Annotated in this window: 28 protein-coding genes and 1 riboswitch; of the genes, 16 read left to right on the forward strand and 12 right to left on the reverse strand. The window is 69.4% G+C overall.

The genetic code is table 11. The features are described 5' to 3' along the window. Positions 1-42: 42 nt before the first annotated feature. Together ACV7NN_RS19310 and ACV7NN_RS19315 are read right to left on the reverse strand one after the other, a co-directional pair. The gene (locus ACV7NN_RS19310; protein ID WP_463351165.1) at positions 43-1,272 is read right to left on the reverse strand and encodes a sensor histidine kinase; all 1,230 of its coding nucleotides are present in this window, start codon (positions 1,270-1,272) and stop codon (positions 43-45) included. Then, the gene (locus ACV7NN_RS19315) at positions 1,269-1,919 is read right to left on the reverse strand and encodes a response regulator transcription factor (protein ID WP_463351334.1); all 651 of its coding nucleotides are present in this window, start codon (positions 1,917-1,919) and stop codon (positions 1,269-1,271) included. Before ACV7NN_RS19315 ends, ACV7NN_RS19310 begins: the two co-directional genes overlap by 4 nt. Before the next feature lie 139 nt (positions 1,920-2,058). Here ACV7NN_RS19315 and ACV7NN_RS19320 point away from each other — a divergent pair, with 139 nt between their 5' ends. Genes ACV7NN_RS19320 through ACV7NN_RS19340 form a run of 5 tightly spaced genes read left to right on the forward strand, consistent with a single transcriptional unit; the run spans position 2,059 to position 6,336 of the window. After that, complete coding sequence (locus ACV7NN_RS19320) at positions 2,059-2,652, forward strand: hypothetical protein (protein ID WP_463351166.1); 594 nt, start codon at positions 2,059-2,061, stop codon at positions 2,650-2,652. Further along, positions 2,645-3,742 carry a peptidoglycan-binding protein gene (locus ACV7NN_RS19325; RefSeq protein WP_463351167.1) on the forward strand — a complete coding sequence of 366 codons (1,098 nt, stop codon included), beginning with the start codon at positions 2,645-2,647 and terminating at the stop codon, positions 3,740-3,742. Before ACV7NN_RS19320 ends, ACV7NN_RS19325 begins: the two co-directional genes overlap by 8 nt. Then, on the forward strand, positions 3,739-4,422 hold the full coding sequence (locus ACV7NN_RS19330; protein WP_463351168.1) for an ABC transporter ATP-binding protein: 684 nt from the start codon (positions 3,739-3,741) through the stop codon (positions 4,420-4,422). The genes ACV7NN_RS19325 and ACV7NN_RS19330 overlap by 4 nt, the downstream gene beginning before the upstream one ends. A gap of 35 nt (positions 4,423-4,457) precedes the next feature. After that, on the forward strand, positions 4,458-5,630 hold the full coding sequence (locus tag ACV7NN_RS19335; RefSeq protein WP_463351169.1) for an ABC transporter permease: 1,173 nt from the start codon (positions 4,458-4,460) through the stop codon (positions 5,628-5,630). 58 nt (positions 5,631-5,688) lie between these two features. Beyond that, entirely contained in the window at positions 5,689-6,336 is a 648-nt protein-coding gene (locus ACV7NN_RS19340; protein ID WP_463351170.1) for a hypothetical protein, read from the forward strand. 82 nt (positions 6,337-6,418) lie between these two features. Here ACV7NN_RS19340 and ACV7NN_RS19345 read toward each other — a convergent pair whose 3' ends face one another. From ACV7NN_RS19345 to ACV7NN_RS19355, 3 genes are read right to left on the reverse strand one after another with little or no spacing between them, the layout of a single operon-like run. Next, positions 6,419-7,423 (reverse strand): aldo/keto reductase family protein, encoded by a 1,005-nt coding sequence (locus ACV7NN_RS19345; RefSeq protein ID WP_463351171.1) that lies wholly within the window; start codon positions 7,421-7,423, stop codon positions 6,419-6,421. 10 nt (positions 7,424-7,433) lie between these two features. Then, positions 7,434-8,801: a HAMP domain-containing sensor histidine kinase gene (locus ACV7NN_RS19350; RefSeq protein ID WP_463351172.1), complete on the reverse strand. Its 1,368-nt coding sequence runs from the start codon at positions 8,799-8,801 to the stop codon at positions 7,434-7,436. Beyond that, the gene (locus ACV7NN_RS19355; RefSeq protein WP_463351173.1) at positions 8,801-9,478 is read right to left on the reverse strand and encodes a response regulator transcription factor; all 678 of its coding nucleotides are present in this window, start codon (positions 9,476-9,478) and stop codon (positions 8,801-8,803) included. Before ACV7NN_RS19355 ends, ACV7NN_RS19350 begins: the two co-directional genes overlap by 1 nt. 135 nt (positions 9,479-9,613) lie before the next feature. Between ACV7NN_RS19355 and ACV7NN_RS19360 the strand changes: the two genes are divergently transcribed. After that, complete coding sequence (locus ACV7NN_RS19360) at positions 9,614-10,876, forward strand: DNA polymerase IV (RefSeq protein ID WP_463351174.1); 1,263 nt, start codon at positions 9,614-9,616, stop codon at positions 10,874-10,876. Positions 10,877-10,881: 5 nt separating this feature from the next. Here ACV7NN_RS19360 and ACV7NN_RS19365 read toward each other — a convergent pair whose 3' ends face one another. Next, positions 10,882-11,799, reverse strand: coding sequence for an endonuclease/exonuclease/phosphatase family protein (locus ACV7NN_RS19365; protein WP_463351175.1), 918 nt, complete (start codon positions 11,797-11,799; stop codon positions 10,882-10,884). A 113-nt stretch (positions 11,800-11,912) separates the two neighbouring features. Here ACV7NN_RS19365 and ACV7NN_RS19370 point away from each other — a divergent pair, with 113 nt between their 5' ends. The 6 genes from ACV7NN_RS19370 to ACV7NN_RS19395 all read left to right on the forward strand — a co-directional run bounded on the left by ACV7NN_RS19370 (position 11,913) and on the right by ACV7NN_RS19395 (position 16,207). After that, complete coding sequence (locus ACV7NN_RS19370; protein ID WP_463351176.1) at positions 11,913-12,245, forward strand: spore germination protein GerW family protein; 333 nt, start codon at positions 11,913-11,915, stop codon at positions 12,243-12,245. Positions 12,246-12,281: 36 nt separating this feature from the next. Further along, positions 12,282-12,391: riboswitch (TPP riboswitch) on the forward strand. Between the two features lie 37 nt (positions 12,392-12,428). Further along, a complete protein-coding gene (locus ACV7NN_RS19375) occupies positions 12,429-13,049 on the forward strand; it encodes an ECF transporter S component (RefSeq protein WP_463351177.1) in 621 nt (206 codons plus the stop codon). 11 nt (positions 13,050-13,060) lie between these two features. Then, on the forward strand, positions 13,061-14,545 hold the full coding sequence (locus tag ACV7NN_RS19380) for an ABC transporter ATP-binding protein (protein ID WP_463351178.1): 1,485 nt from the start codon (positions 13,061-13,063) through the stop codon (positions 14,543-14,545). Next, positions 14,542-15,324, forward strand: coding sequence for an energy-coupling factor transporter transmembrane component T family protein (locus ACV7NN_RS19385; RefSeq protein WP_463351179.1), 783 nt, complete (start codon positions 14,542-14,544; stop codon positions 15,322-15,324). The genes ACV7NN_RS19380 and ACV7NN_RS19385 overlap by 4 nt, the downstream gene beginning before the upstream one ends. Further along, entirely contained in the window at positions 15,308-15,922 is a 615-nt protein-coding gene (locus ACV7NN_RS19390; protein WP_463351180.1) for a nucleoside/nucleotide kinase family protein, read from the forward strand. The genes ACV7NN_RS19385 and ACV7NN_RS19390 overlap by 17 nt, the downstream gene beginning before the upstream one ends. 24 nt (positions 15,923-15,946) lie before the next feature. Continuing rightward, a complete protein-coding gene (locus tag ACV7NN_RS19395) occupies positions 15,947-16,207 on the forward strand; it encodes a hypothetical protein (RefSeq protein ID WP_463351181.1) in 261 nt (86 codons plus the stop codon). A gap of 27 nt (positions 16,208-16,234) precedes the next feature. Here the strand turns inward: ACV7NN_RS19395 and ACV7NN_RS19400 are convergent, their stop codons facing one another. From ACV7NN_RS19400 to ACV7NN_RS19410, 3 genes are all read right to left on the reverse strand, one after another. Continuing rightward, positions 16,235-16,585, reverse strand: coding sequence for a metallopeptidase family protein (locus tag ACV7NN_RS19400; RefSeq protein WP_463351182.1), 351 nt, complete (start codon positions 16,583-16,585; stop codon positions 16,235-16,237). Between the two features lie 3 nt (positions 16,586-16,588). Further along, a complete protein-coding gene (locus ACV7NN_RS19405; RefSeq protein WP_463351183.1) occupies positions 16,589-17,650 on the reverse strand; it encodes a hypothetical protein in 1,062 nt (353 codons plus the stop codon). A gap of 92 nt (positions 17,651-17,742) precedes the next feature. Beyond that, positions 17,743-18,501 carry an aggregation-promoting factor C-terminal-like domain-containing protein gene (locus ACV7NN_RS19410; RefSeq protein WP_463351184.1) on the reverse strand — a complete coding sequence of 253 codons (759 nt, stop codon included), beginning with the start codon at positions 18,499-18,501 and terminating at the stop codon, positions 17,743-17,745. A gap of 335 nt (positions 18,502-18,836) precedes the next feature. Here ACV7NN_RS19410 and ACV7NN_RS19415 point away from each other — a divergent pair, with 335 nt between their 5' ends. The 3 genes from ACV7NN_RS19415 (at position 18,837) to ACV7NN_RS19425 (ending at position 22,200) form a co-directional block, all read left to right on the forward strand. Beyond that, positions 18,837-19,562 carry a GAF and ANTAR domain-containing protein gene (locus tag ACV7NN_RS19415; RefSeq protein WP_463351185.1) on the forward strand — a complete coding sequence of 242 codons (726 nt, stop codon included), beginning with the start codon at positions 18,837-18,839 and terminating at the stop codon, positions 19,560-19,562. 141 nt (positions 19,563-19,703) lie between these two features. Then, positions 19,704-20,786, forward strand: coding sequence for a fatty acid desaturase family protein (locus ACV7NN_RS19420; protein ID WP_463351186.1), 1,083 nt, complete (start codon positions 19,704-19,706; stop codon positions 20,784-20,786). 55 nt (positions 20,787-20,841) lie between these two features. Further along, on the forward strand, positions 20,842-22,200 hold the full coding sequence (locus ACV7NN_RS19425; RefSeq protein ID WP_463351187.1) for a maltokinase N-terminal cap-like domain-containing protein: 1,359 nt from the start codon (positions 20,842-20,844) through the stop codon (positions 22,198-22,200). Between the two features lie 3 nt (positions 22,201-22,203). Here the strand turns inward: ACV7NN_RS19425 and ACV7NN_RS19430 are convergent, their stop codons facing one another. The 3 genes from ACV7NN_RS19430 to ACV7NN_RS19440 all read right to left on the reverse strand — a co-directional run bounded on the left by ACV7NN_RS19430 (position 22,204) and on the right by ACV7NN_RS19440 (position 23,628). Continuing rightward, entirely contained in the window at positions 22,204-23,079 is an 876-nt protein-coding gene (locus ACV7NN_RS19430; RefSeq protein ID WP_463351188.1) for an aminoglycoside phosphotransferase family protein, read from the reverse strand. A gap of 34 nt (positions 23,080-23,113) precedes the next feature. After that, entirely contained in the window at positions 23,114-23,260 is a 147-nt protein-coding gene (locus ACV7NN_RS19435) for a hypothetical protein (protein ID WP_463351189.1), read from the reverse strand. 164 nt (positions 23,261-23,424) lie between these two features. Next, the gene (locus ACV7NN_RS19440) at positions 23,425-23,628 is read right to left on the reverse strand and encodes a hypothetical protein (protein ID WP_463351190.1); all 204 of its coding nucleotides are present in this window, start codon (positions 23,626-23,628) and stop codon (positions 23,425-23,427) included. Between the two features lie 86 nt (positions 23,629-23,714). Here ACV7NN_RS19440 and ACV7NN_RS19445 point away from each other — a divergent pair, with 86 nt between their 5' ends. After that, positions 23,715-24,677 (forward strand): helix-turn-helix domain-containing protein, encoded by a 963-nt coding sequence (locus ACV7NN_RS19445; protein ID WP_463351191.1) that lies wholly within the window; start codon positions 23,715-23,717, stop codon positions 24,675-24,677. Positions 24,678-24,722 lie beyond the last annotated feature (45 nt).

Consider the following 24,722-nt stretch of genomic DNA (forward strand, 5'->3'; position numbering starts at 1 on the left):
CGGGAACGTACCGGGCGGGCCGGTTCGCGTTGGGCCGGCGCGTCAGCCGTCGGCCCGGGCGCTGACGGCAGCGGGCGCAGGCTCGGGCACGGATGCGGAACCGGATGCGGGCAGTCGCACGACGACCTCCAGACCGCCATCCGGAAGGGCCGTCGCTCCGACCGAGCCGCGGTGTGCTGTCGCGATCGTCTCGACCAATGCGAGACCCAGCCCGAATCCCTCCGTGCCGACGCGCTCGTCGAGCCGGGTGAAAGGCTGGAAGATCTCGTCGATGCGCTCCGGAGCGACCGGCGCTCCGGTGTTCACGATGCGGAGGGTGGCGAAAGCCGCGGACGGTGACACCATCACCGAGACACGGCCGTGCGGCACGTTGTAGCGGACGGCGTTCGAGACCAGGTTGGACACGAGTCGCTCGAGCAGGACACGGTTGCCGTCGACGGGGGCCACGTCGGTGTCGATGCTGCAGGTCAGGTCGCCGAAGTCCGTGCCCTCGACGATGTCGGCCACGACTGCACCGAGGTCGACCCTCTCGGTGGAACGGAGGCCGCCCTCTTTCTGGGCGAGCGCGAGGAGTGTGGTGATGAGCGCATCCGCGTTCGAGACCTCAGTGCGCACGTCTTCGCCCATCGCCACGAGCTCGGCCTTCGTCGGCGACCGTTTCGCGAGCACAACGTCGAGGGTGGTGCCCATGACGGTGAGCGGCGTCCTCAGCTCGTGGCTGGCGTTCGCGATGAACCGGCGCTGTGCGAGGAACGCGGATTCCAGTCTGTCCAGCATGGCATCGAACGTGTCGCCCAGCTCGCGGATCTCATCGTGCGGTCCGGTGAGGTCGAGCCGTTGGCTCAGGTTGTTCTCGCTCGCACTCCTGGCCGCCTCAGTGAGGCGATGGATGGGCCTCAGGATGCGTCCCGCGATCAGCCAGCCCACGAACGCTGCGACGAGGGTGGTCGCCACCAGGGTGATCGCTGCGTAGAGCAGCAGATCGTCGAGCATCGCTCGGCGCTGGGCGTTCGCGGCGGCCGCCGCCCCGAGTTTGACGCTGGTCGCGCACTTGAACTTCAGGTTCTCGTCCAGCGGCTTCGTCGAGGTCGCGACGTTCGCGCACGCCTTCTGGAAGGCTGCATCCGACGACGGGCTGTTGATGTCGGCCACGGAGACGTTCTGCGCGACGAGTACGTACGTGATCACGAGCAGGATCGTGCCGCCGACGGCATACAGGGCTGCGAACAGGATGGTGAGGCGCGCGCGGGCGGTGAGCCGGAGCAGTCTCACAGCCGGTACCCGGCCCCCACGACGGTGGTGATGAGCGGAGGCTCGCCCAGCTTCTTGCGCAGCCGCGCGATCGTGACCGCCACGGTGTTGCTGAACGGGTCGGCGTTCATGTCCCAGACGTGCTCGAGGAGTTCTTCGGCGCTGACCACTGCTCCGTCAGCGGCGGCCAGATATTCGAGGACCCCGAACTCTTTGTGGGTGAGGACGAGCGGACCGTCGCCCCGCGAGACACGGAGGCGCGCGCGGTCGATCGTGAGGTCGTCGCGCACTACCACAGCCGGCCGGGACGGTTCGCGCCGTGCGAGCGCCCGCACCCGGGCGATGAGTTCCTCGAACGCGAAGGGCTTGCAGAGGTAGTCGTCCGCGCCGAGCTCGAGGCCGGTGACACGGTCGTAGATCTCGCTGGCCGCAGTGAGCATGATAACGCGCGTTCCCGCGTCGCCACCGGTGAGCGCACGGCACACGCGGTCGCCGTGGACGACGGGGATGTCGCGATCGAGCACGACCACGTCGTAGTCGACCGCATCCGCCTGCTCGAGGGCGCTCGCGCCGTCGTAGACAACGTCGGCGGCCATGCCGGCGTCGCGCAGCCCCTCCGCTATCCGGTCGGCAAGCAGCTGGTGGTCTTCGACGACGAGTATCCGCACGCTTCCATTGTGCGTCCGCCGGGATGACAGCGGTCTAACACGGCCTGTTCGGCTGGTGTAACCGGTCACGCCGTAGAACCGGTATATGGACCGGGTGCGCCCGCGCCCGGTCGCCATCACCAGCCCCAGGAGATCCATCATGAAGATCCTCGTCACTGCCGCGGTCTGCGCGCTCGCCGTGCTGCTCGCCGGGTGCACCTCCGGCCCGTCGAGCGATGTGCCGCACCTCGGAGGAGGGTCGGCCGACGTGTCCGGACCGGGAGGCGGTCAGGCGTCGAAGCTCCACGCGGCGGCCGACTGCATCCGGTCGCACGGCGTGCCGAGCTACCAGGACCCGGTTGCGGATTCGGCCGGCCACGTCTACACGGACTCGCGCAGCATCCAGAACCTGAGCGGTTCACAGGGGCAGGCGATCGAGCAGGCCTGTTCTGCACTCATCGCCGCCGCCGGATTCACGCCGACGGACGAGCCCCCTGCGCCTCCTGCGCTCGTCGCGGCCGGCGTGAAGGCGGCGCAATGCCTGCGCGCGAACGGCCTGCCGGACTACCGGGACCCCAAGAGTTCCACGCCATACACCCCTGGCCACGGGTTCGGGCTGTCTGCCGACGAGCTACCGAACAACGGAGCGCTGGGAAAGCAGGATCCCTCGCTGCAGAGGGCGTTCTCGGCCTGCCGGAAGCAGCTCGACGCCGAGGTGCGCGCGTCGTCGCTGAGTGCGCTCTCCCATGGCTAGGCGCGTCGTTCTGGGGGTCGTGACGGCGGCCGCGGTCGTTGTCGCAGGATCGCTCGCCGGCTTCCTGATGCTCCACGGCGGGGCGCCGGACACCGGCACGTCGACGGGCGTGCCGGTGGCGACTGCGGTCGTGAAGCGAACGACGCTGTCGACCTCGACCCAGCTGTCGGGCGCTCTCGGCCACGGACTCGATTCCCCGGTGTTCGGCGGTCAGCCCGGCGGGACGGTGACGGCGCTGCCCACCCCAGGGACGATCGAGAAGCGTGGGTCGGAGTTGTTCGAGGTGGACGGATCACCGGTCACGCTGTTCTACGGGGCGCGGCCCGCCTGGCGCGACTTCCGATCAGGCATGACGGCCGGACCGGACATCGCCCAGCTCGAACAGAACCTGGTCGCGCTCGGCTACGCCGCCGGACTCGATCTCACCGTCGACGACAGCTTCACCTCCGTCACCGGTGAAGCCGTGGATCGCTGGCAGCTCGCGACCGGTCAGGAGCAGACCGGAGTGGTCGCTCACGGCGCAATCGTCTTCGAACCGGCGGCCGTCCGGGTCGCCTCGACCGTCGCAGCGCTGGGTTCCCCCGTCTCGCCGGGCGGTCCCGTGATCACGATCGACTCCTCTGCCGTGGGAGTGGTCGCGCAGGTGCCGACCTCGCAGACCTACCTTGTGCACCCCGGCGACCGGGTCTCGGTCACGCTGCCCTCCGGGACGTCGCTGAACGGGCGCATCACTGCCCTGGCGCGCGTCGCCAGCGCGGCCGCGCGTACATCCGATTCCGGAGGCGGGGGAGAGCAGTCGCCGGACGTGACCGTTCCCGTCTCGGTCGCACTGGACAACCCGGCGGGCGCGTCGGAGCTCGACCAGGCGCCGGTCACCGTTCATGTCACGGACAAGACCGTGGAGAACGTGCTCGCTGTCCCGGTGACCGCATTGGTGGCGTTGAGCGAAGGTGGCTACGCGGTGTACGTGATGCACGGCCACACCGGTCGGCTCACCGCGGTCATGCCTGGACTCTTCGCCCAGACGCTCGTCCAGGTGACGTCTTCAAGGCTGCACGAGGGCGACACGGTCGAGGTCCCGTCGTCATGAGTGACCTCGTGGTTCTCGAAGGGGTGGGCAAGTCCTATCCGCCTCCCACGCAGGTGGATGCGCTCCTCGACGTCTCGCTGCGGATCGGGACAGGGGAGACGGTCGCGATCACCGGACCGTCCGGATCGGGGAAGTCGACACTCCTCAACATCCTCGGGACGCTCGAGGTGCCGACGACCGGACGCGTCACCATCGCCGGGATCGACGTGTCGAGCCTGGGCGACGATGAACTCTCCGCGATTCGCGCCTACCGGATCGGCTTCGTCTTCCAGCAGTTCCACCTGCTGAGGCACATGAGCATCCTGGACAATGTGGCGACCGGGCGACTCTACCGCGGCGAGGGAGTGCTCGAGCGGCGGGCCGCCGCCCGCGACGCGCTCGAACGCGTCGGCCTCACCGGGCGCAGCGGCCATCGGCCGGCCCAGCTCTCGGGAGGCGAGCAGCAGCGAGCGGCGATCGCGCGGGCGATCGTCGGCAGTCCATCGATCGTGCTCGCCGACGAACCGACGGGGAACCTCGATTCGTCGAGCGGAGAGTCGGTCATCGGACTGCTTCGCGGCCTCGCCGGCCCGGACACGGCCGTCGTCGTGATCACGCACGACGCGCAGGTCGCGTCCGCCATGCAGCGCCGCGTCCGGCTGCACGACGGTCGGATCGTCGACGACTCGGTGAGCAGATGATGCGCATGCCGGAGCCCCAGTCCTTTCGTTCGCGGATGAGGGGGAGGGAAGCGATCCGCCTCGCGGTCACCGGACTGGGCGCCAGGCGAGCGCGCTCGATCCTTTCGGCACTCGGGATCGCGGTCGCCGTAGCGGCGCTCGTCTCCGTCCTCGGGCTTTCGGACTCGTCCCAGGCGCGGCTGCTCGCCCAGCTCGGAGCGGAGGGCAACCTGCTCACCGTCGCCACCGGGCAGACGTTCAACGGAAATGTCACTCCGCTCCCGGCCACGGCCGAGACGATGATCGGGGCGATACCGCCCGTCGAGCATGTGACGGCGGTCGGCACCCTTCCGAACGCGACGGTGCGGCGCAGCGCTGCGATCCCGGAGATCGACACCTCCGGTATCAGCGTCGTGGCTGCACAGTCCTCCCTGCTGTCGTCGCTCGATGGCCGCCTGCTGCACGGGTCGTACCTGGGGCGGTCGGCGAACGCGTATCCCGAGGTCGTCCTGGGTTTCAGCGCCGCCCAGAATCTCGGGGTCGATGACGTCGGTCCCCAGACGCAGGTCTTCATCGATGGACGGTACTTCGCCGTCATCGGAATCCTCGCCCCGGTCACGGTCGCGCCCGAGCTCGACGACGCAGCTCTCGTCAGCTTCCCGCTCGCGACAGCGCAGTTCGGTTTCGACGGGACGCCGACCCGGATCTACGTGCGCACCGACCCCGACCTCACCGCCGCCGTGGCCGCTGTGCTCCCGTTCACTGCGTCGCCCGACGCTCCGGACCAGGTGGAGGTACGCAGGCCGTCCGACGTTCTGGCCGCGCGGCTCGAAGCCCGCAACGCATTCGTCGACCTCTTCGTCGCGCTCGCGGGCGTCGCGCTCCTCGTCGGTGGCGTCGGAATCGCGAACATCATGGTCATCGCCGTCTTCGAGCGCCGGACCGAGATCGGTCTGCGCCGGGCCCTGGGCGCACGGTCACGTCATGTGGCGATCCAGTTCCTCCTCGAATCGATACTCCTCTCCGCATGCGGAGGACTCGCGGGTGTTGCGATCGGATCGGCCGTGACCTGGGTCGTCGCCACGGCACAGGGGAGTCCGCCTGTCGTGTCGCTCCAGGTGGCCGGGCTCGCCGTCCTTGCGACGATCGCGGTGGGTGCGGTCGCCGGGATCTATCCGGCGGTGCGAGCGGCGCGGCTGGCACCGGCGGATGCGCTCCGCTCCGCGTGATCCGACCGGCACGAAACGCACACTGGCGGCTGTCAGACGTCGAATCTATGCTGACACCATGTTCGTCGAGGGGACCCTTCGATGGCAGGTCACCGAGGATTGCCCCTGGGACCTGCTGATGGCGCTCGCCCTCCGTGACCTCGCAGGCCTCACCGATGTCGAACGGCCGCCCATCCCACGCGTCTTCCCTCCGGTCGCGCGGGTCATGCACCCGGCGACGGGGTCGCATCCGCTGCTGCACCCGACGGTGCAGGGGCACGCCGCGAACTCCGATCCGGCAACCGCCGCCGAGCAGTGGAAAGCCTGGTGGGAGCTGAGCCTGCAGCGCGAGCGACGCCCGATCGTGTCGCAGCTGAAGCCGCCGCACTTCGAGCTCTTCGACCGGGCGATCGAGCTCCAGGACCTGGTCACCGAGCACTACGAGACCGCGTATGCGTGGGCGGTCGAGCGTCACGAGGAGTACGCGACGCTGAGCCTGCTGCAGCACTCGCGTCGCGCCGCCGACATCGTCGATGTGGTGCGCGACCGCGAGCACGAGCTCCGCAGGCAGGCCGGCTATTTCCGCCTGGACATCTACGTGCTTCCGCTCGCCGAGCCCGGGGCCTGGATCGTCGCGCCGCACACGGTCGTGGTGAGCACATCCCTGCGCGACGACTCCGTGGCCTTCCGGGAGTGGTTCGCCCCGGTGATCGCCGCCCTCGTCTGAGAACGAGCGCCGAGCACAGGAAAAATCACCCGAATCCTCGGCGTTGAGGTGACAATTCCTGTGCTCGGGCTCCGGGCGGGCGTTAGGCCGGGCGCTTGTCCGGCGACACGGTCTCTGCGGGGTCGGTCTCAGCGACGTCGCCCACGGCGAGGTCGATGCGGGCCAGAACCGAGGCGTCGAGGGTGATTCCCGCGGCCTCGGCGTTGGAGGCGACCTGCTCCGGGCGGGATGCGCCCACGATCGCCCCGGACACGTTCGGATTCTGCAGCACCCAGGCGACGGCGAGCTGAGCCATCGTGATCCCGAGTTCGTCGGCGATCGGCTGGAGCTTCTGCACTGCGGTGAGGACATCGTCGCGCATGAAGCCCTTGATCGCGTTGGCCCCGCCCTTGGCGTCCGAGGCGCGGCTGCCCGCGGGAGCGTCGGCACCCGGCTTGTACTTGCCGGTGAGCACGCCCTGGGCGACCGGCGACCAGACGATCTGCGAGATGCCGAGCTCAGCGGAGGTCGGAACGACCTCGGACTCGATCACCCGCCACAGCATCGAGTACTGCGGCTGGTTGGAGATGAACTGGATGCCGAGGTCGCGGGCCAGCTTGTGCCCGGCGCGCAGCTGGTCGGCGTTCCACTCGGAGACTCCGATGTAGAGCGCTTTGCCCGCACGGACGACGTCGGCGAACGCCTGCATCGTCTCCTCGATCGGTGTTTCGTAGTCGAAGCGGTGCGCCTGGTAGAGGTCGACGTAGTCGGTGCCGAGACGCTCCAGCGAGCCGTCGATGGACTCCATGATGTGCTTACGGGAGAGCCCGACGTCGTTGTGCCCCTTCGGGCCGGTCGGCCAGTAGACCTTTGTGAAGATCTCGAGGGATGAACGCCGCTGGCCCTTCAGAGCGTCGCCGAGGACCCGCTCGGCTTCCGTGTTCGCGTAGGCGTCCGCGGTGTCGAAGGTGGTGATTCCAGCGTCGAGAGCCGCCTCCACACACTGCCGCGCTACGTCGTTCTCGACCTGCGAAGCGTGGGTCAGCCAATTGCCGTAGATGATCTCCGAGATCTTGAAGCCGGAGTTTCCGAGGTATCTGAATTCCATAGCTGAAACGCTACTCGTTCCTTCCCACGGGAAGCTCCACGGTGAACCGGGCACCGCCCTCTGGAGCGGAGCCCGCGGCGATCGATCCGCCCATCCGCGCGACGAGCCGCGCCGCGATCGAGAGGCCGAGCCCGGTACCGACCGGGCGGACATCCCGGTATTTCGCGCGCAGGGCGCCGCGCTGGAACGCGTGTGCCGCGTCGTCGTCGGTCAGGCCGGGTCCGCTGTCCCGCACGTCGATCGCGGGCCCGACCGACCTCATCCGCACGGCGACGACGACGCGACCGCCCGCGGGGGTCGCCCGGAGCGCGTTCTCGATCAGGCCGTCCACCACCTGTCGGACGCGGAGCGGATCGGCGGTGACGACCACCGCTCCATCGGGGAGTTCGGCCGACAGGCTCACGCCGAGTTGCAGGCACCGGCCCTGCCAGGCGCGCTCGGCCTGTGCGAGCACCTCGCGCAGGTCGACCGGGCGGCTCTCGATCGCGAAGTCGTCCGCTTCGAGCCGGGCGAGTTCGAGCAGGTCGGCGACGAAGCGGTCGAGTCGCTCGGCCTCGGTGACGAGGGTCGCACCGACCTGCGGCGCATCCTCCGAGGGGACGACCCCGTCGGCAAGTGCTTCCCCATAGCCGCGGATCGCCGTCAGCGGTGTGCGGATCTCGTGGGAGACCGAGAGCAGGAACTCGCGCTGGCGGGCCTCGCTGGCGACGAGGGCGTCGTCGAGCTTTCCGAGCGCGTGGGCGACGTCGTCGACCTCGGGGATGTTCTGGCTCGCCACCTGGACGCCGCGTTCGCCGTGCGCCAGCCGTCGCGCGGCCTCGGCGGTCTGGAGGAGCGGACGGGTCACCCGCCGGGCGAGGAGGACGCCGGCGATGACCGCCGCCAGAAGCCCGATGGCGAGGGCGAGCAGGATCTGCCCGGTGACGGCCCGTCCAGACCTGACGATTTCGTCGACGCGCTGGATCGCCACCACACCGCCCCCGGCAGCCCGCGGCCGGCCTTCCACCACGTACGAATTGCCGCGCCGGTCGACGGTGGTCGACACCGTGCGTCCAGCAGCGACCTGACGACCGATGCGCGGGGGGATCACACCGGCGGCGGATCCGGTGATCGTGCCGTCCTCGGACACGAGCCCGAAGAGGACCCCGCGGGATGCCGCGGACTCCTGTTCATCCGCGAGCACCTGAAGCGTTGCCAGCGGACGGTCGACCAGCGCCTTCACCTGCAGCGAGAGCTGCGCCCTGGCCTGGGCGGTCGTGGCGCTCTGCACGAGTTGGAGCGACGCGACGGCCGTGACGAGCACCGCGATCGCCGCGACGCCGACGGTGACGAGGAGGATGCGTCCGCCGAGGGAGCGGATCCACCGGGCGAAGCGCATCAGCGGTCTTCGATCGGGTAGCCGATGCGCCTGACCGTGCGGATCGGGCACTCCGGGCCGAGCTTGCCGCGGAGCTGGGCGATGTGGACGTCGACGGTGCGGCTGGAACTGTAGTCGGCCACGCCCCAGACGGAGGAGAGCAATTGCTCCCGGGTGAACACGCGGCCGGGCTGAGTCATCAGCTTGGCGAGCAGGTCGAATTCGGTCGCGGTCAGCTCCACCCGCTCCCCGTCGGCGACGACCGTGCGCCGCCCAGGGTCGAGCACGATCCCCGCCACGGTCACGGTCCCATCCGGCGGAAGGGAGGTGCGGCGCAGGATGCCCTTCACCCGCGCGACGAGCTCGCGTGGCGAGAACGGCTTGGTGACGTAGTCGTCGGCGCCGAGCTCGAGACCGAGCACGCGGTCCACTTCGTCGTCGCGGGCGGTCACGAACACCACCGGTGTCCAGTCGCCGGCCTCGCGGAGCGCACGGCAGACCCCGATGCCGTCGAGGCCGGGCAGGCCGATGTCGAGGATGACCACAGCGGGCCGCAGGCGCCTGATCTGGGCGAGCGCGGCGGTTCCGTCGCGTTCCGTGTGCACGCTGAAGCCCGCCTGGGTGAGATACAGCCGCTCGAGCTCGGCGATCGCCGTCTCGTCCTCGACCAGCAGCACCAGCCCACGTTCCTCGGTCACAACTTACGATAAGCGCCGGAACGGACGCGGATCGAGCGGCGCGCATCCCGCCTCGCACGTCTTACACGATCCGAACATTGCGGCGACCGTCGATCGCACGCGTCCGCTGTTGCGCGCGCGTGCGAAGCTGGGGGAGTGGGAAGAACGGATGGCAGCGACCGGCGGGTGACGACCGATGACGTCGACGACGCCTCGGCGACCATCCTCCACGTCGACATGGATGCGTTCTTCGCGGCCGTCGAGCTGCTCGACCATCCCGAACTCCGCGGCAAGCCTGCGATTGTCGGGCATCCGGGGCCGCGGTCGGTGGTGACCAGCGCAACCTACGAGGCCCGCCGGTTCGGGGTGCGGTCGGCCATGCCGGTGGCCCAGGCGCTCCGGCTGTGCCCGTCGGCGATCATCCTGCCCCCGCACATGGAGAAGTACCGCGACTACTCGAAGCGCGTGATGACGATCTTCTCCGAGGTGACGCCGCTGGTCGAGCCGCTCAGCATCGACGAAGCGTTCCTCGACGTCTCGGGTGCGCGCCGGCTGCTCGGTTCGCCGCGGCGCATCGCCGAGCTCATCCGCAGCCGCGTGCGCGACGAGACCGGCCTCACCTGCTCGGTCGGCGCGGCATCGACGAAGTTCGTCGCCAAGCTCGCATCCGGTCGCGCGAAACCGGACGGCCTCCTGGTCATTCCCGCATCCGAGACGCTTGCGTACCTGCGGCCGTTACCGGTCGGCGCGCTGTGGGGCGTCGGCGAGAGCACCCAGCAGTCGCTCCAGCGGCTCGGGCTCCATACGGTCGCCGATCTCGCCGACACACCGCTCACCGTCCTCCAGCGGGCGGTCGGCGAAGCCTCCGGCCGCAAGCTCCACGACCTGGCCAACGGCGTCGACCCGCGCAGCGTGGTCGTCACGTCCCGCGAGAAGAGCGTCGGCCACGAGATGACGTTCGAGCAGGACATCTCCGATCCGGTCAGGCTTCGCCGGGAACTGCTCCGTCTGTCCAGCCAGGTCGGCGCGCGGCTGCGCAAACACGACCTGGTCGGCCGCACCGTGGCACTCAAACTGCGGTTCTCCGATTTCCGGACCGTGACCCGTTCGCGCACCCTCGCCGAGCCGACGAACGTCGGCCGTCGCATCTTCGAAGAAGTCTCGTCGATCTACGACGGCCTCGGGCTCGGGCGCACGCCCATCCGCCTGATCGGTGTGCGCGTCGAGCAGCTCGATGACGCGGGCGGCAGCCGGCTCGCGCTGTGGGATCCGGACGAGGAGTGGCGAGAAGCGGAGCGGACCCTCGACCGGGTGAGTGCGCGGTTCGGCCGGGGAGCGATCGGCCCGGCGTCGCTGGTGCGTTCCACCGGTCCCGTCGTCGGCGAGACGGCCGACCCGCGGGCGATGCCGGACGACTGACCGCGTCAGCGCATCCCGACGAGGATGCCGCGGTGGTCGCTCCCATTGTCGGGAAGCACTGAGCTCGTCACTGTCGTCAGGCCGCGGGTGAGAGCGTGGTCGAGGCGAGCGACCGGGAACGTCGCCGGCCAGGTGAAACCGAAGCCGAGATCACTCTCCGAGTCCTCATGGACCACATGGGTGAGCGGAGCGAAGGCGCGGTCGGTCGATGCGCTGTTGAAGTCGCCGACGACGACGATCCGCGACGAATGATCGGACTTGAGCGTCGCAGCGAGGTTCGTGAGCATCGTGTCGCGTTGCTGGTACTGGCCGGGGCGCACGGAGGCCAGATGGACGGCGTAGACCCTGGTGGGGGTGCCTGGCGTGTCGAGGTCGACCCACAGGGCGCGGTCCCAGCCGAGTCCGAGGTCGAGCCGCTTCTCGCCACCGATCGGGATCCTGCTCCACACGCCGACCGTGCCGACGATGCGCGAATAGGGGTATTTCGCGTCGAGCGCCGTGGCCACGGCCGCGCGCGAGGTGGAGTCGAGCTCCTGGAGGGCGATCACATCCGGGTGGTGCGCGGCGAGGTCCGTCGCGATCGCACCGGCCGCCGCGTTCCGGGCGTGGATGTTCTCGCTCGCGACCGTGAGCGCCGTGGCGCCGGTCGCCATGCCGGGCAGCATCGCCGGCCCGAAGGTGAGCGACCAGATCGCTGCGGCGACGGCCACGCAGAGGCCACCGAGAAGGGAGAAGCGAAGAAGCGCCGCGAGTCCGAGCGCCAGGATCGCGCCGCCCGACCACGGCAGGAAGGTCTCGACCAGCGAGGCCGCGCCTCCCACGTCGGGCAGAAGGCTGTGCCAGAGGATCAGTGCGCCGACGAGGAGTGCCAGGACGCCGACGGCGATGCCGCGGGGTCCGCGGACTGCTCTGGCATTCGACACCCGACGATTATTCCGTGCCCTCTGGTGAGAAGAATCCGCAAACGCTGTACGCGGCCTGTGTGGACGACGAAACCGCCCTGTTCAGCGGCCGTCCCGGCGGGTAGCGTGGCACCATGACGAACACCTCGCTCCGGCTTGCTGAGACCCTGACCTCCAACGGTATCCGTTCGGTCTACGGCGACCCTGTCGAACTCGACGGGATCACGCTGATCCCCGTCTCGCTCGTGCAGTACGGCTTCGGCGCCGGCTCCATGGGCGGGGATGCGGACAACGGCGCCGGTGGCGGCGGTGGCGGCGGGTACAGTATTCCGCTCGGCGCATATGTGCGGGACAGGAACGGGCTGCACTTCCGGCCGAACATCATCACGCTCATGGTCGTCGCGATTCCATTCGTGTTCACCGCCGGTCTCGCCTGGACCCGCATCATCCGCGCGCTCAAGCGGTGAGGATGGGCGCGCCCTGCTGCGCGCACCACTAGACTGTTGTCCGAACACGGGAGTCCGGTGAGCCGGGCTGAGAGGAAGCTTCTCAAGCTTCGACCGTCGAACCTGATCTGGATAATGCCAGCGCAGGGAGGCCGCATTTCTCAATCCCGTGCCCTCTTTTCCTCGAGTGGAAGGGCACGAACAGTGCACGCAACAATCGCAACAACAACCAGCCGTCCGACTCGCAACCTCCGCTGGCGGGTCGTCGACATCGTCGTCGCAAGCGTCGTCGCCGTCGCCTGCGGGGTCATCTTCTGGGCCTGGGGCGTCGCCTGGACACCGATCAGCGCTCCGGTGACCGCAGCGCTCCCCGGCCTTCAGGGGCTGCTCAACGGTCCCTGGCTGTTCGCCGGCGTGCTCGGCGCGCTCATCATCCGCAAACCCGGCGCGGCGATCTTCACCGAACTCGTCGCCGCCATCGTCTCCGCTCTGCTGGGAACCCAATGGGGCTTCACCACGCTGCTCTCCGGCTTCGTGCAGGGTCTCGGCGCGGAGATCGTCTTCGCCCTGTTCCTCTACGCGAACTGGCGGCTCTATGTCGCTCTGCTCGCCGGTGCCGGTGCAGGGCTGGCCGAGTCGGTGCTCGACCTCCTGGTCTCCTACCCGGGCGCCAAACCGGAGTTCGCGATCATCTACACGATCACGACGACGATCTCCGGAATCGTGGTGGGCGGGCTCGGATCGTGGCTCATCGTCAAGGCTCTCGCGAAGACGGGTGCGCTCAGCCGCTTCGCCGCCGGCCGGGCCGCCGCGGCGCAGGGCTGAGCGTCCGCGTCATGGATGGTCGGCCTGCCTCGGTCGCGAGCGACGGCTGGGGCTGGCGCTACGGCGGGCGCTCGGGGTGGGCCGTGCGCGACGTGTCGTTGCGCATCGAGCCGGGGGAGCGCGTCCTGCTCCTCGGCGCGTCCGGGTCGGGCAAGAGCACCCTTCTCGCCGCGCTGGCCGGTGTGCTCGGCGGCGACGATGAGGGCGAGACACGCGGCGGCCTGCTGATCGACGGGGAGCGCCCCGGCATCCGGCGCGGCCGGAGCGGCCTGCTCCTGCAGGACCCGGATGCGCAGGTCATCCTCGCGCGTATCGGCGACGATGTCGCGTTCGGCTGCGAGAACCTCGGGATCCCCAGGGAGGAGATCTGGAGGCGGGTGGCCGCGTCCCTGGCCGCCGTCGGCCTCGACCTGCCGCTCGACCATCCGACGTCCGCGCTGTCGGGAGGCCAGAAGCAGCGCCTCGCCCTCGCCGGTCTCCTCGCAATGCGTCCAGGGCTGCTGCTGCTCGATGAACCGACGGCCAACCTCGACCCGGACGGCGTGCTGGAGGTCCGGGATGCTGTCGGCGAGGTGGTCCGTTCGACCGGCGCCACGCTGGTGGTCGTCGAGCATCGTGTGTCGGTGTGGCGTGACCTGGTCGACAGGGTGATCGTGCTGGCAGCGGACGGCGGGGTGCTGGCCGACGGAGAACCGGACGCGGTGCTCGCCGACAACGCGGACGTGCTGCGTCGCGCCGGGGTCTGGCTTCCGCACGACGCGATACGATCCTCGACGCCGGTGGACGACGCGGGGTCAGTGCTGCTCGACGCATCCGGCCTAGTGATCCGCCGCGGCCGGGGCGAGCCGCTGCCGCACCGGATCGACCTGTGCGTCCGCGCCGGATCGGCGACGGCACTGACGGGGCGCAACGGTGTCGGCAAGTCGACGCTCGCGCTGACGCTGGGGGGCCTCATCCCGCCCGCCGCCGGGTCGCTCGCCGCCTCTCCCGACCTCGCCGCCGGCGCGGCAGCGGCGCCCCAGCGGTGGACGTCGGCGCAGCTCCTCACCCGGATCGGCAGTGTCTTCCAGAACCCGGAGCACCAGCTGCTCGAAGCGACCGTGCGTGCCGAGCTCCGGGTGGGGCCGCGGGCACTCCGCCTCCCGGCCCCCGAGGTGTCGCGGAGGGTGGACGAGTTGCTGCAGCGGCTGCGGCTCGCGGAGCTCGCCGACGCCAACCCCTTCACGCTGTCCGGCGGCCAGAAGCGGCGGCTCTCGGTCGCGACAGTGCTGATCACGCGTCCGCGGGTCCTCGTCTTCGACGAGCCCACGTTCGGTCAGGATGCGCTCACCTGGGCGGGACTCGTCGACCTGATCGCCGACCTGCGGGACGCGGGGCACGCGATCGTCGCCGCGACCCACGACGTGGATTTCGTCCACGCCATCGGTGCCCGTGAGTTCCGGTTGCTGACCGACGCCGAGCATCCGGCTCAGATGCACGCGGGGAGGCCATCGTGAGCGTCCTCGCACCGTACCGCGCCGGTCCGCTCGCGGGGGTCAACCCCGTGGCGAAGTTCGGCTTCTCGCTCGCCATCACCCTCGGACTGCTGCTGAGCATCGACTGGGTCTCGGCCGCGGTCGCACTCGCGGCCGAGCTGGTGCTGCTCGCGTTCGTGGGACTGCCGCCGAAACTGGTCGTCGTGCGGACCGCGCCGGTGTGGATCGCAGCTCCGCTGGCCGGCCTGACCACAGTGCTGTACGGCCGGACGTCCGGCACCGTGTACTGGCACTGGTCCCTCATCGAGGTGAGCGACGGGTCGATCGCTCTCGGCGCGGCGACGGCGCTTCGCGTTCTCGCGATCGGGGTCCCGGCGGTCCTGCTGTTCGTGACCATCGACCCGACCGATCTGGCCGACGGGCTGGCGCAGGTCCTCCGGCTGCCGGCTCGGTTCGTCCTGGGCGGCCTCGCCGGCCTTCGACTGGTCGGATTGTTCATCGACGACTGGCGGGCGCTCGGTCTCGCCCGACGTGCGCGGGGCGTCGCAGACCGCGGCGTCGTGCGGCGTTTCCTCGGACAGGCCTTCGCGTTGCTGGTGCTTTCGATCCGGCGGGGGAGCAAACTGGCCACTGCCATGGAAGCACGCGGATTCGGCGCACCGGGCGCCCGCAGCTGGGCGCGGCCGAGCGTCTTCCGGCTCCGCGACTGGATGGTCGTGCTGCTCGGGATCGGGGTCGCGCTGCTTGCGACGGGTGCCGCGGTGGCCGCAGGAAGCTGGAATCTTGTCGGCGCGGCCTGAGGTCGAAGCTCATCAGGGGCTTGACGCGCTCCTGGAGCTGGTGAAGGCGGCGGACCTGGCTGCCCGCGCGTCCGGGCACGCAGTCGTCGTCCTCATCGACGGCCCGGCGGGCGCGGGCAAGAGCACCCTCGCGGACCTGATCGTCGAGCGGTGGCCGGGCGGCGATCGGCCGTCGCTGGTGCGGATGGACGACCTCTACCCGGGCTGGGGCGGCCTCCTGGATGGAAGCGCGAACCTCGGTGCCGAACTCCTCGCTCCGCGACGCGCCGGCACAGGCGGCCGATGGCAGCGCTACAGCTGGGCGCTGGGACGACTCGACGAATGGGTCGAGGTCGACGGATCGCTTCCGCTCGTGGTCGAAGGATGCGGCACCCTGTCCCGTGCGAACGCGCTGCTCGCGGATCTGCGCCTCTGGCTGACGGCCGACGACGGCCTGCGCAAAGACCGCGCGCTGCGCCGCGACAAGGGCGGCTTCGATGCGCACTGGGACCACTGGCAGGCGCAGTTCGAGAAGTACCTGGCCCTGGAGGCCCCGCACTCGCACGCGGACGCCGTGCTCGACGTCACCGACTGGCCGCTGATCTCACGCGACAGGTGAGTCGAACGGGTCTAACGTGGTCGCATGAGTGATGCAGAGCGGGCCAGCGAAGAGTACGTCGTCGAATATGCCGACGGCCCGCTGGCCGGAGAGACCGACCGGCGTGTTCTCATCGCCGGCCGCTACGACGACCGCATCGGCGCGGTCGCCGCGGTGGAGGGGCTCGAATCGCTGTTCTGGTACAACGCAGGCGACACACGCGAGATCCAGGGGGAGCTTCACGTCAGGTACACGTTCGACGCTCCGGACAGCGACCCCGTGGAGGCCATCCGCGACGACGAGTAGCGCGCGCGCCGCGATCGGCGGGGCGATTCAGCCCCAGCCGAGTTCGTGGAGCTTGTCGTCGTCGATACCGTAGAAGTGCGCGATCTCGTGCACGAGCGTCACATGGATCTCGTCGCGCAGTTCGTCCTCCGTCTCGCAGATCGACAGGAGCGGCTCGCGGTACAGGATGATGCGGTCCGGCATCTCGCCGAACCCGTACTGCCCGCGTTCGGTCAGTGCGATGCCGTCGTACAGCCCGAGCAGGTCGAGCGATCCGTCTTCCGGACGGTCCTCGACGACGAAGACGATGTTGTCGAGCCCGTCGATCATGTCGTCGGGGAGCGCGTCGAGTTCGTCCGTGACGAGCGCTTCGAAGGCGTCCGCATCCAGGTCGAGCATCAGCTAGCCCCAGGGGTCGGCGACCGCGGCGTGCAGGTCGAGCAGGGGCGCCGTTCGCTCGCTCGGTCCGCGACCGAAGCCGCACTCGGTGGCGACGCCGAAGCGCGACTGCGCCGTCGCGGCGGCACGAGCGCGACGGAGGGCGCCCTCGACGCCGTCCTCGTGGTGGATGAGCCCGAGGTAGAGCTCCGTGCCTTCCGGCAGTTCGACGTCTGCCAGGGGTGCGAAGAACGCCTCGTCGTCGCGCTCGATGGGCACCGGAAGGTGCACCCAATTCACCGTGCGCGGGCTCTGCTCGAGGAGGCGCGAAGTGAAGGTCGCCAGGTAGCCGGCGTCCGTCGGCTGCACGAAATGCGCCTCCTCGACATCGCCGTAGCAGAGGTGATAGCCGAGGTCGACCGCGGCGGGAACGTGCGAGGCCTGCCGGGCAGCGCGCTCGACGACTCCGCCCATCACATCGTCGAACCAGGGCGTGATCGCGTGGTGCGATCGGATGTTCGCCGATTCGAGCAATGCGAACTCGACGGCCGTGTCCCACTGGACTGCGAGCTCGGCGTGCGGGATTACGTCGAGGATGCGGTCGAGCTCGGCGAACAGCGCTCGCTCGTACGCCGGTTCGAATGCCGCTCGATCGTCTGCGACCACGAATGCACCGACGATGGCGGCCGGCGTCGGAAGAGAGACCTGGAAGCGGGTGCCTGGAGCGATGACACCCTGGGCGCGCAGTTCGGCGAAGGTGCGGTACGACTCGATCGCCGCATCCGCATAGCCGAGGTCGGGGAAGACGAGGTCGCCGGCGTCGACACCCGGGTCGATCGTGAAGGGCCGCCCATCGAAGATCTCGCGGATGTAGAACGGCTCGACCGGGATGCGCGAGATGCCCGCCATCGTGTCGAAGCGCTTGGTCTGGAACTGGATCCAGTAGAAACGTTCGCCGACCTCCCCGTCGGGGATGCGCTTCAGCCGGTCGCCGAGGTGCTCGCTGACGGTGCGGAACGTCGTGCCCGCATCCGGGAGGTTGATGCTGCCCACGAGGTGGGCGCCCTGGATGACTGTCTCGCTCATTGCTCTCCTCTGCGGCCGTGACGAGTCTAATCGGCGCACACGGGGAGCCCCGGACGGATCCGGGGCTCCCCGTGGAAAGCTTCAGGTGCTGATCAGTACCAGTTCATCGACTGCGAGTGGGACCATGCGCTGCACGGCGAACCGTAGGAGCGGGCGATGTAGTCGAGGCCCCAGCGGATCTGCGTGGCTGCGTTCGTCTGCCAGTCGGAACCGGCGCTCGCCATCTTGCTTCCGGGGAGGGCCTGCGGGATGCCGGTCGCGCCGCCGCCCGGGTTGTACGCGGTGTACGACCAGCCGGACTCCTTCTGCCACAGGCTGCTGAGGCACTGGAATTCGCCGTCGCCCCAGCCGTACTTCTGCGCCATCATCGTGCGCGCGGTGGCGCGGGCGCCGTCCGGGGTGTTAGCGAGGCGCTTGGCCTCCGCGGCTGCTGCCGCCTGCCGCACCTGTGAGCCCTTGACGGCGACACTGTGCACGGCGACGGACGCGAGGTCGATGCGGGCTCGCACCGTGTCGTCGGGGAGTTTCTGGTAGCTCGCGAGCTGTGTGAGCGCCTGGCTCGCGGCTGCGGTGCTGACCGTCGAGCTGTTGGTCTTCACGGTCTGGGTGCCGGTCGCGAGCGTCTTCGCCGCTTCCGCCTCGAGGCGGTCGCGCACGATGCCCTTGTAGACGGCGAGCTGTTCGTGGTGCATTCCGGTCGATTCGGACAGCTGGCGCGTTGCTGCGATCCGTTCGGCCGCCTGGGCATTGTGGGTGACGGCCGCCGGGACGACGAGCGCTGCAGTGAGCGCTGCTGCGGCGATGCCGCCGACGAGGTACTTCACGGACAGAAATGAGGTGAGGCTGGGCATGTACTTCCTGAGCTGGGAACTTCCCCGCCGCGCTGAAAAGGCCGAGGCCGATTGCGGGCATGGTCGTCTGAGGCCCTGGGGAGGGCGCGGACCGGAGCGGGCTGGACGCCGCGGAAGATCGTCAGTCGGCCAGGGTCGGGTTCGTTGGGAGGCCGGCGCGATTGTGCATACGCGACGAGGCGGCGTACTGTGCCACCAACCCTGATACCGTACGAGGCCGATCTGGGCGATCGGGGCACAACCCATGGCAAAGACGTGCACGTTGGCTGGGAGTCTCATGCACGGCGATGCGCGGGAAGCGCTCTTATCCACCTCCGAGTTCCTAGACTTGCCTCATGTCGACCCAGTCGCGGCAGCAGAGGGACGATCGTGAGGCGCAGCTCATCACGACCTTCGTCACCCTTGCCGACACGCTGGTCGCGGGATACGACGTCATCGACCTCCTGCACACATTGACAGAGGAGTGCGTGGCGATCCTCGGAGTGGATGCCGCTGGGATCGTGCTCGCGGACCCTGCGGGTGCGCTGCATCCGATCGCTTCGTCGAACGGCACAAGCGAACGGGTCGAGGCGGCACAGGTGGAGACCGGGATCGGCCCCTGCATCCAGAGCTTTCGCACCGGAGCGCTCGTCGCGGTCGACGACATCCTCGATTCCGCGCCCTCGCGCTTCCGGGACACTGCGGCTGCGGCGGGTTTCCGATCCGTTCTGGCGGTCCCGCTCCGGCTGCGCGACTCCACGATCGGCGCGCTCAATCTCTTCGGCCGCGATGTCGGTGCGTTGCGCGGCGAGGATGCGGCGGTCGCGAGGGCGCTCGCCGATGTGGCGACCATCGGCATCCTCCAGGAGCGCGCGATCCGGGATGGCCGGATCCTGGCCGACCAGCTCGAGCATGCACTCGGCAGCAGGGTCCTCATCGAACAGGCGAAAGGCATCGTCGCGCAGACCAGGCACGTTCCGATCGATGAAGCGTTCGCGGTGCTGCGAAACTACGCCAGGCGCAACAACGAACACCTTCGGGACGTGGCCGAGCGCGTGGTGGACCGCCGCCTGACGGTGTAGCCGGCATCCGCTCGTGCGATATCTGCGCCGACGCCGTTAGCGCGCTGTGAATCGGGGGGTCGAAGGCCTTGCCTCGGTATGATCGAGGTGTTGCTCGAGACCCCGGCAGTGGTTCGTCATTTCGACCGCACGGGAGCGCCCATGAGCACGATCGTCCACCCGGCAGGTGCGCGCGCGGGGCGCCCGGCAGACTCGTATGTCGAACTGGCCGCGCTGATCAGGGCATCCGGGCTCCTGCGCAGGCGCTACGGGTACTACTGGACGAAGCTGGTCGCTGTGCCGGTCGCCGTCGCGGCCTGCATCGTGCTGTTCGTGGCGGTCGGGGACAGCTGGTGGCAGTTGCTCACGGCGGTCGCGTTCGGGTTCGTCTTCACACAGATCGCCTTCCTCGGTCACGATGCCGCCCATCGCCAGATCTTCCGCTCGGGCCCGTGGAACGACTGGACGAGCCTGGTGATCGGCAACCTGATCGTCGGCATGAGTTACGGCTGGTGGCAGCACAAGCACACCCGCCACCACGCGAATCCGAACAAGGAGGGTGTCGACCCCGATCTCGACCTGCCCGTCGTCTCGTTCACCACAGCGCAGGTCACCGCACACACCAATCCACTGGTCCGCTGGCTCATCGGCCACCAGGGCTGGTTCTTCTTTCCGGTGCTCCTGCTCGAAGGGCTCTCCCTTCACGCCTCCAGCGTGCGACGGGTCTTCGCGAGAGACCCGCTGAAGCGCAGGCCGATCGAGATCGTCTTCCTGGCCACACGCGTCATCGCCTACCTCGCGCTCGTGTTCCTCGTCCTGACGCCGGGCGTCGCCGCTGCGTTCCTCGCCGTCCAGCTCGGTGTGTTCGGAATGTACATGGGCCTGTCGTTCGCACCGAACCACAAAGGGATGCCGATCGTGGGCAAGGATGTCAAGCTCGACTTCCTGACCCGACAGGTTCTGATGAGCCGGAACATCCGCGGAAACCTGCTGCTCGACTTCCTGATGGGCGGGCTGAACTACCAGATCGAGCACCACCTGTTCCCGTCGATGCCCCGGCCGCACCTGCGACGTGCAGCGCCGGCGATCGAGGCCTACTGCGAAGCGCACGGCGTCCCGTACACGCAGACCGGACTCGTCGAGTCCTACGGAATCGTCACCCGCTACATCAACCGCGTCGGCCTCGGCGAGAAGGACCCGTTCGCGTGCCCGCTCCTCGAGCAGCGGAGCGCGATCGAGCCTTGACCGACCCGCCCGGCGCGCATGGCACGGGCTCGGCCGGACGGCGTATGGTTCAGACATGGACGATGTCGCCGCCCTCCTGGGACCCTGGATGGTGCGCCAGCGGTGGTACGCGACGAAGAGCCAGATTCCGCGCATCCGGATCATCGGCACCGTGCGCCTCGGGGCCACGAGCGGCGACGCCAGCTCTTTCATCCACCTCGTCATCGACGATGCGCCCGACGTGCCGGTGCTGTACCAGGTGCCCGTGGTCGTCAGGACGGCTGCAGCGAGCGGATCGGCGGCGACCCTGATCGGCGACATCGGCGGCCGGTTCTACTACGACGGGCCGCACGATCCTGTGTTCGCGGCGGCCTTGCTCGATGCGATCAGCAGTGAGCGCACACTCGAGGGGGACGGTGCCGCCGCACACGGCACGGCGCTGGGAGGTTCGGGCGGGATCGCCCGCTCGCGCGTGCTCGGTGGCGAGCAGTCCAACACCTCGATCATCTACGAGATGGCAGACGGTTCGCTGCCGTTCGTGATCGCCAAGGTCTTCCGGGTGCTCCATCACGGCGAGAATCCGGATGTCACGACGCAGGCCGCCCTCACCGAAGGCGGCTCGCACCGCGCGCCCCCGCTGGTGGGATACCTCACGGCGACCTGGGCCGACCCCGGACGCGACAGTGGGAGGGCCACCGGTCACCTCGCGTTCGCGCAGGAGTTCCTTCCGGGCCTCGACGACGCGTGGAGGGTGGCTCTTCGCGCGGCAGCGGCGGACGAGAGCTTCGCCGACCGCGCATACGACCTGGGCATCGCCACCGCAGAGGTCCACGCGACGCTGGCACGAGTGCTGTCGACGGTCGAGCCGGGTCCGGACGATGTCGAGGATGCCCTCGTGAGCATGCGGGCGCGTCTGGCCGTCGCGACCAGCGAAGTGGCGGAGATCGCACCGTTCGCCGACAGCATCACTGCCGTCTACGCGGCCGCGGCGTCGGGTGACCTGCCCCGGCTGCAGCGGATCCACGGCGACCTGCACCTCGGCCAGGCGCTGCTCGCGCCGGGCCGCGGCTGGGTGCTCATCGACTTCGAAGGCGAGCCGCTGCGCCCGATGGATGAACGGTCACGGCCCGATTCGACGCTCCGCGACATCGCCGGGATGCTGCGGTCGTTCGACTACGTCGCGGGCTCTCTTGCGCATACGGGCGGTACGGATGCGCGGGACTGGGCGTCGGAGGCGCGCCGCTCCTACGTGGACGGTTACGTGGCATCCTCCGGATTCGATGTGCGGGCGCATCGGCTGCTGCTCGACGCGTTCGAGCTGGACAAAGCGGTGTACGAGGCCGTGTACGAATCGCGGAGCAGGCCGACGTGGGTGGGCATCCCGCTCGCCGCCGTTCAGCGGCTGGTGGCGCGCTCGGCGCCCCTGCCGGGCTAGGGCTCAGGGTCCGTCTTCGAGCAATTGCTCGACGGCGTGCAGGCCCATCCGGCGCATCGTGGGTGCGTCGGCCGAGTTCGTGAGCAGTGCGCTCGCCATGGTGAGGGCCCACCCGCGGGCGCGGGCCCACGTCGCGTCGTCGTAGGTCAGTTCCCGGATGAACGCGCGGCGTCCCTCGGCGTCGAATGTCAGCCAGGCCGTCGCGAGGTCGGTGGCCGGGTCGCCGGCGGTCAGGTCACCGAAGTCGATCACGGCCGCCAGCTGCCCGTCACGGACGATGATGTTCGCGGGATGCAGGTCGCCGTGAAGCCAGAGCGGCGGACCCGCCCAGACAGGAGCGGAGAGGGCATCCTGCCAGAGGGTGGCGACGGAGGCGGCATGCGGGACCAGCCCGGTTGCCAGGCGCGCGGCGACCGCATCCGACCGCGTCTCGAGCGGCACGCCGCGTACCGGGTTGGCCGGGGCGTCCGCGGGAGCGGGGACGTGGAGGTCCCTCACGAACCGGCCGAGCTCGAGCGCGAGCGCGCCGTGCTCGTCGAAGGGGGTGTCCGCAGCGAGTTCGCCGTCGATCCAGCGGGTGACGCTCCACTGCCAGGGGAATCGAGCGCTGGGCTTTCCGGTGCGGACCGGGACGGGGATCGTGCTGTGCACGAGGGTGGACAGCAGCGGCAGCCAGCTGTTCTCGTTGGCGACGAGCTGTGCCGCGATCGTGCGCCGGGGAACCCGCACCGCGTAGTCGACACCGAGGCGGTAGATGGCGTTGTCCCAGCCGTTCGCGACCAGGCGCAGCGGCAGGTCGGCGAGATCGGGATGCTGGTCCGCGAGAAGAGCCCGCACCAGTGCGTCGTCGACCTCGATGTCAGCAGCCGGCGTATCCACGGATCTCAGGCTAGCGCGTGCCGAGAAGGGCGGCTCACGCGCTCAGCTGCAGCTCCTCTTCGGGGAAACGGTGGCAGCCGTCGCCCAGGCATTCGACGCAGAGCGCGACCTCGTCGATCCGGTAGGGCTGGACGGGGTCGGCACCCGTACCGTCGCAGCGTTCGCACATTTCGAGGTTCATGAACACAATGATGAGGCCCGCCACCGACATCCGCGGGAGCCGATGCGCGTGTCGATGAGGCGCCGCGGCGTCGGTCTCGGCGGGCTGTGCTTCAGCTCGCGCTGCGCTCTGTGCCTCAGCTCGCGCGTGCGCTCTGCGCCTCAGCTCGCGCTGCGCTCTGTGCCTCAGTTCTCGCGCGCGCTCTGCGCAGCCTGGAGGTCGCGGAACATCCGCTCCGTGTCCCGGTTCGGTTCGCCGCCGCGCGCCTTGATCGCCGACGAGAGGAACTCGCTGATCGGGTGCCTGCGCCGTTCGGGGGATGCCGTACGCGCGGTCGCGCGCGTCGCCATCCGGTGGCCATGTCCTAGTGTGAGCGTTCCCTGTGTCATGGCGTTAACGATACGGAAGTACATATTCGGCCACCAGATGGCTTTGAGACTATCTTCGCAAACATTCGGCCATTAGACTCGAGCGCATGATCACCACCGTCGCTGTACCGCTGATCGACGATTTCGCGATGTTCGAATTCGGGGTCGTCTGCGAGGTGTTCGGACTCGACCGCAGCTACGCCGGTCTCCCGGTCTTCGACTTCCGCGTGTGCGGTGTCGAGCCCGGCGTGCCCCTCACCAATCCCACCGGAGCGACGATCACCCCGCCCTTCGGTCTCGAGGCGATGGACGATGCCGATCTGATCGCCGTTCCCGCTGCGCGCATCCGTGACGACTACCCCGAAGAAATCCTCGAAGCGCTGAGGCGCGCATCCGACCGGGGTGCCATCCTGCTGAGCGTGTGCTCCGGCGCGTTCGTGCTCGGTGCTGCCGGGCTGCTCGACGGTCGCGCCTGCACCACGCACTGGCGCTACGCCGCCGAGCTCGCGAAGCGCTACCCGCTCGCGCGGATCGACCCCGACGTGCTCTTCGTCGACGATGGCGCCTTGATCACGAGCGCAGGCACCGCCGCGGGCGTCGACGCCTGCCTCCACCTCGTCCGCCGTGAGCTCGGCAGCGCGGTGGCGAACACCATCGCACGCCACATGGTCGTGCCCCCGCAGCGCGACGGGGGTCAGCGGCAGTTCGTCGACCACCCTGTTCCCGAGGCCGAGGGGGATGCGCTGGCCGGCGTCCTCGAGTACCTGGCCGCGCGACTCGACGAGCAGCACACCATCCCGTCGCTGGCGCAGCATGCACGGATGTCGACGCGAAGCTTCTCCCGGAGGTTCCGGGCCGAGACCGGCGTCTCGCCGATGCAGTGGCTCAACCGCCAGCGCATCCTTCACGCGCGCCTGCTGCTCGAGACGACGACGATGTCGATCGACGAGATCAGCGCCCAGTGCGGTTTCAGCAGCCCGACCCTCTTCCGTCACCACTTCGACCAGGAGGTCGGGGTCGCGCCGACCCGCTATCGGCGCGCGTTCGCCGCATCCGGCCAGCCTGCCTGAGCGGCCGCGCTGTCGCGGACGGTTGCCGGTGGCGGCGCGTTGCGG

This window comes from Leifsonia sp. Ger2509 (assembly GCF_055231915.1).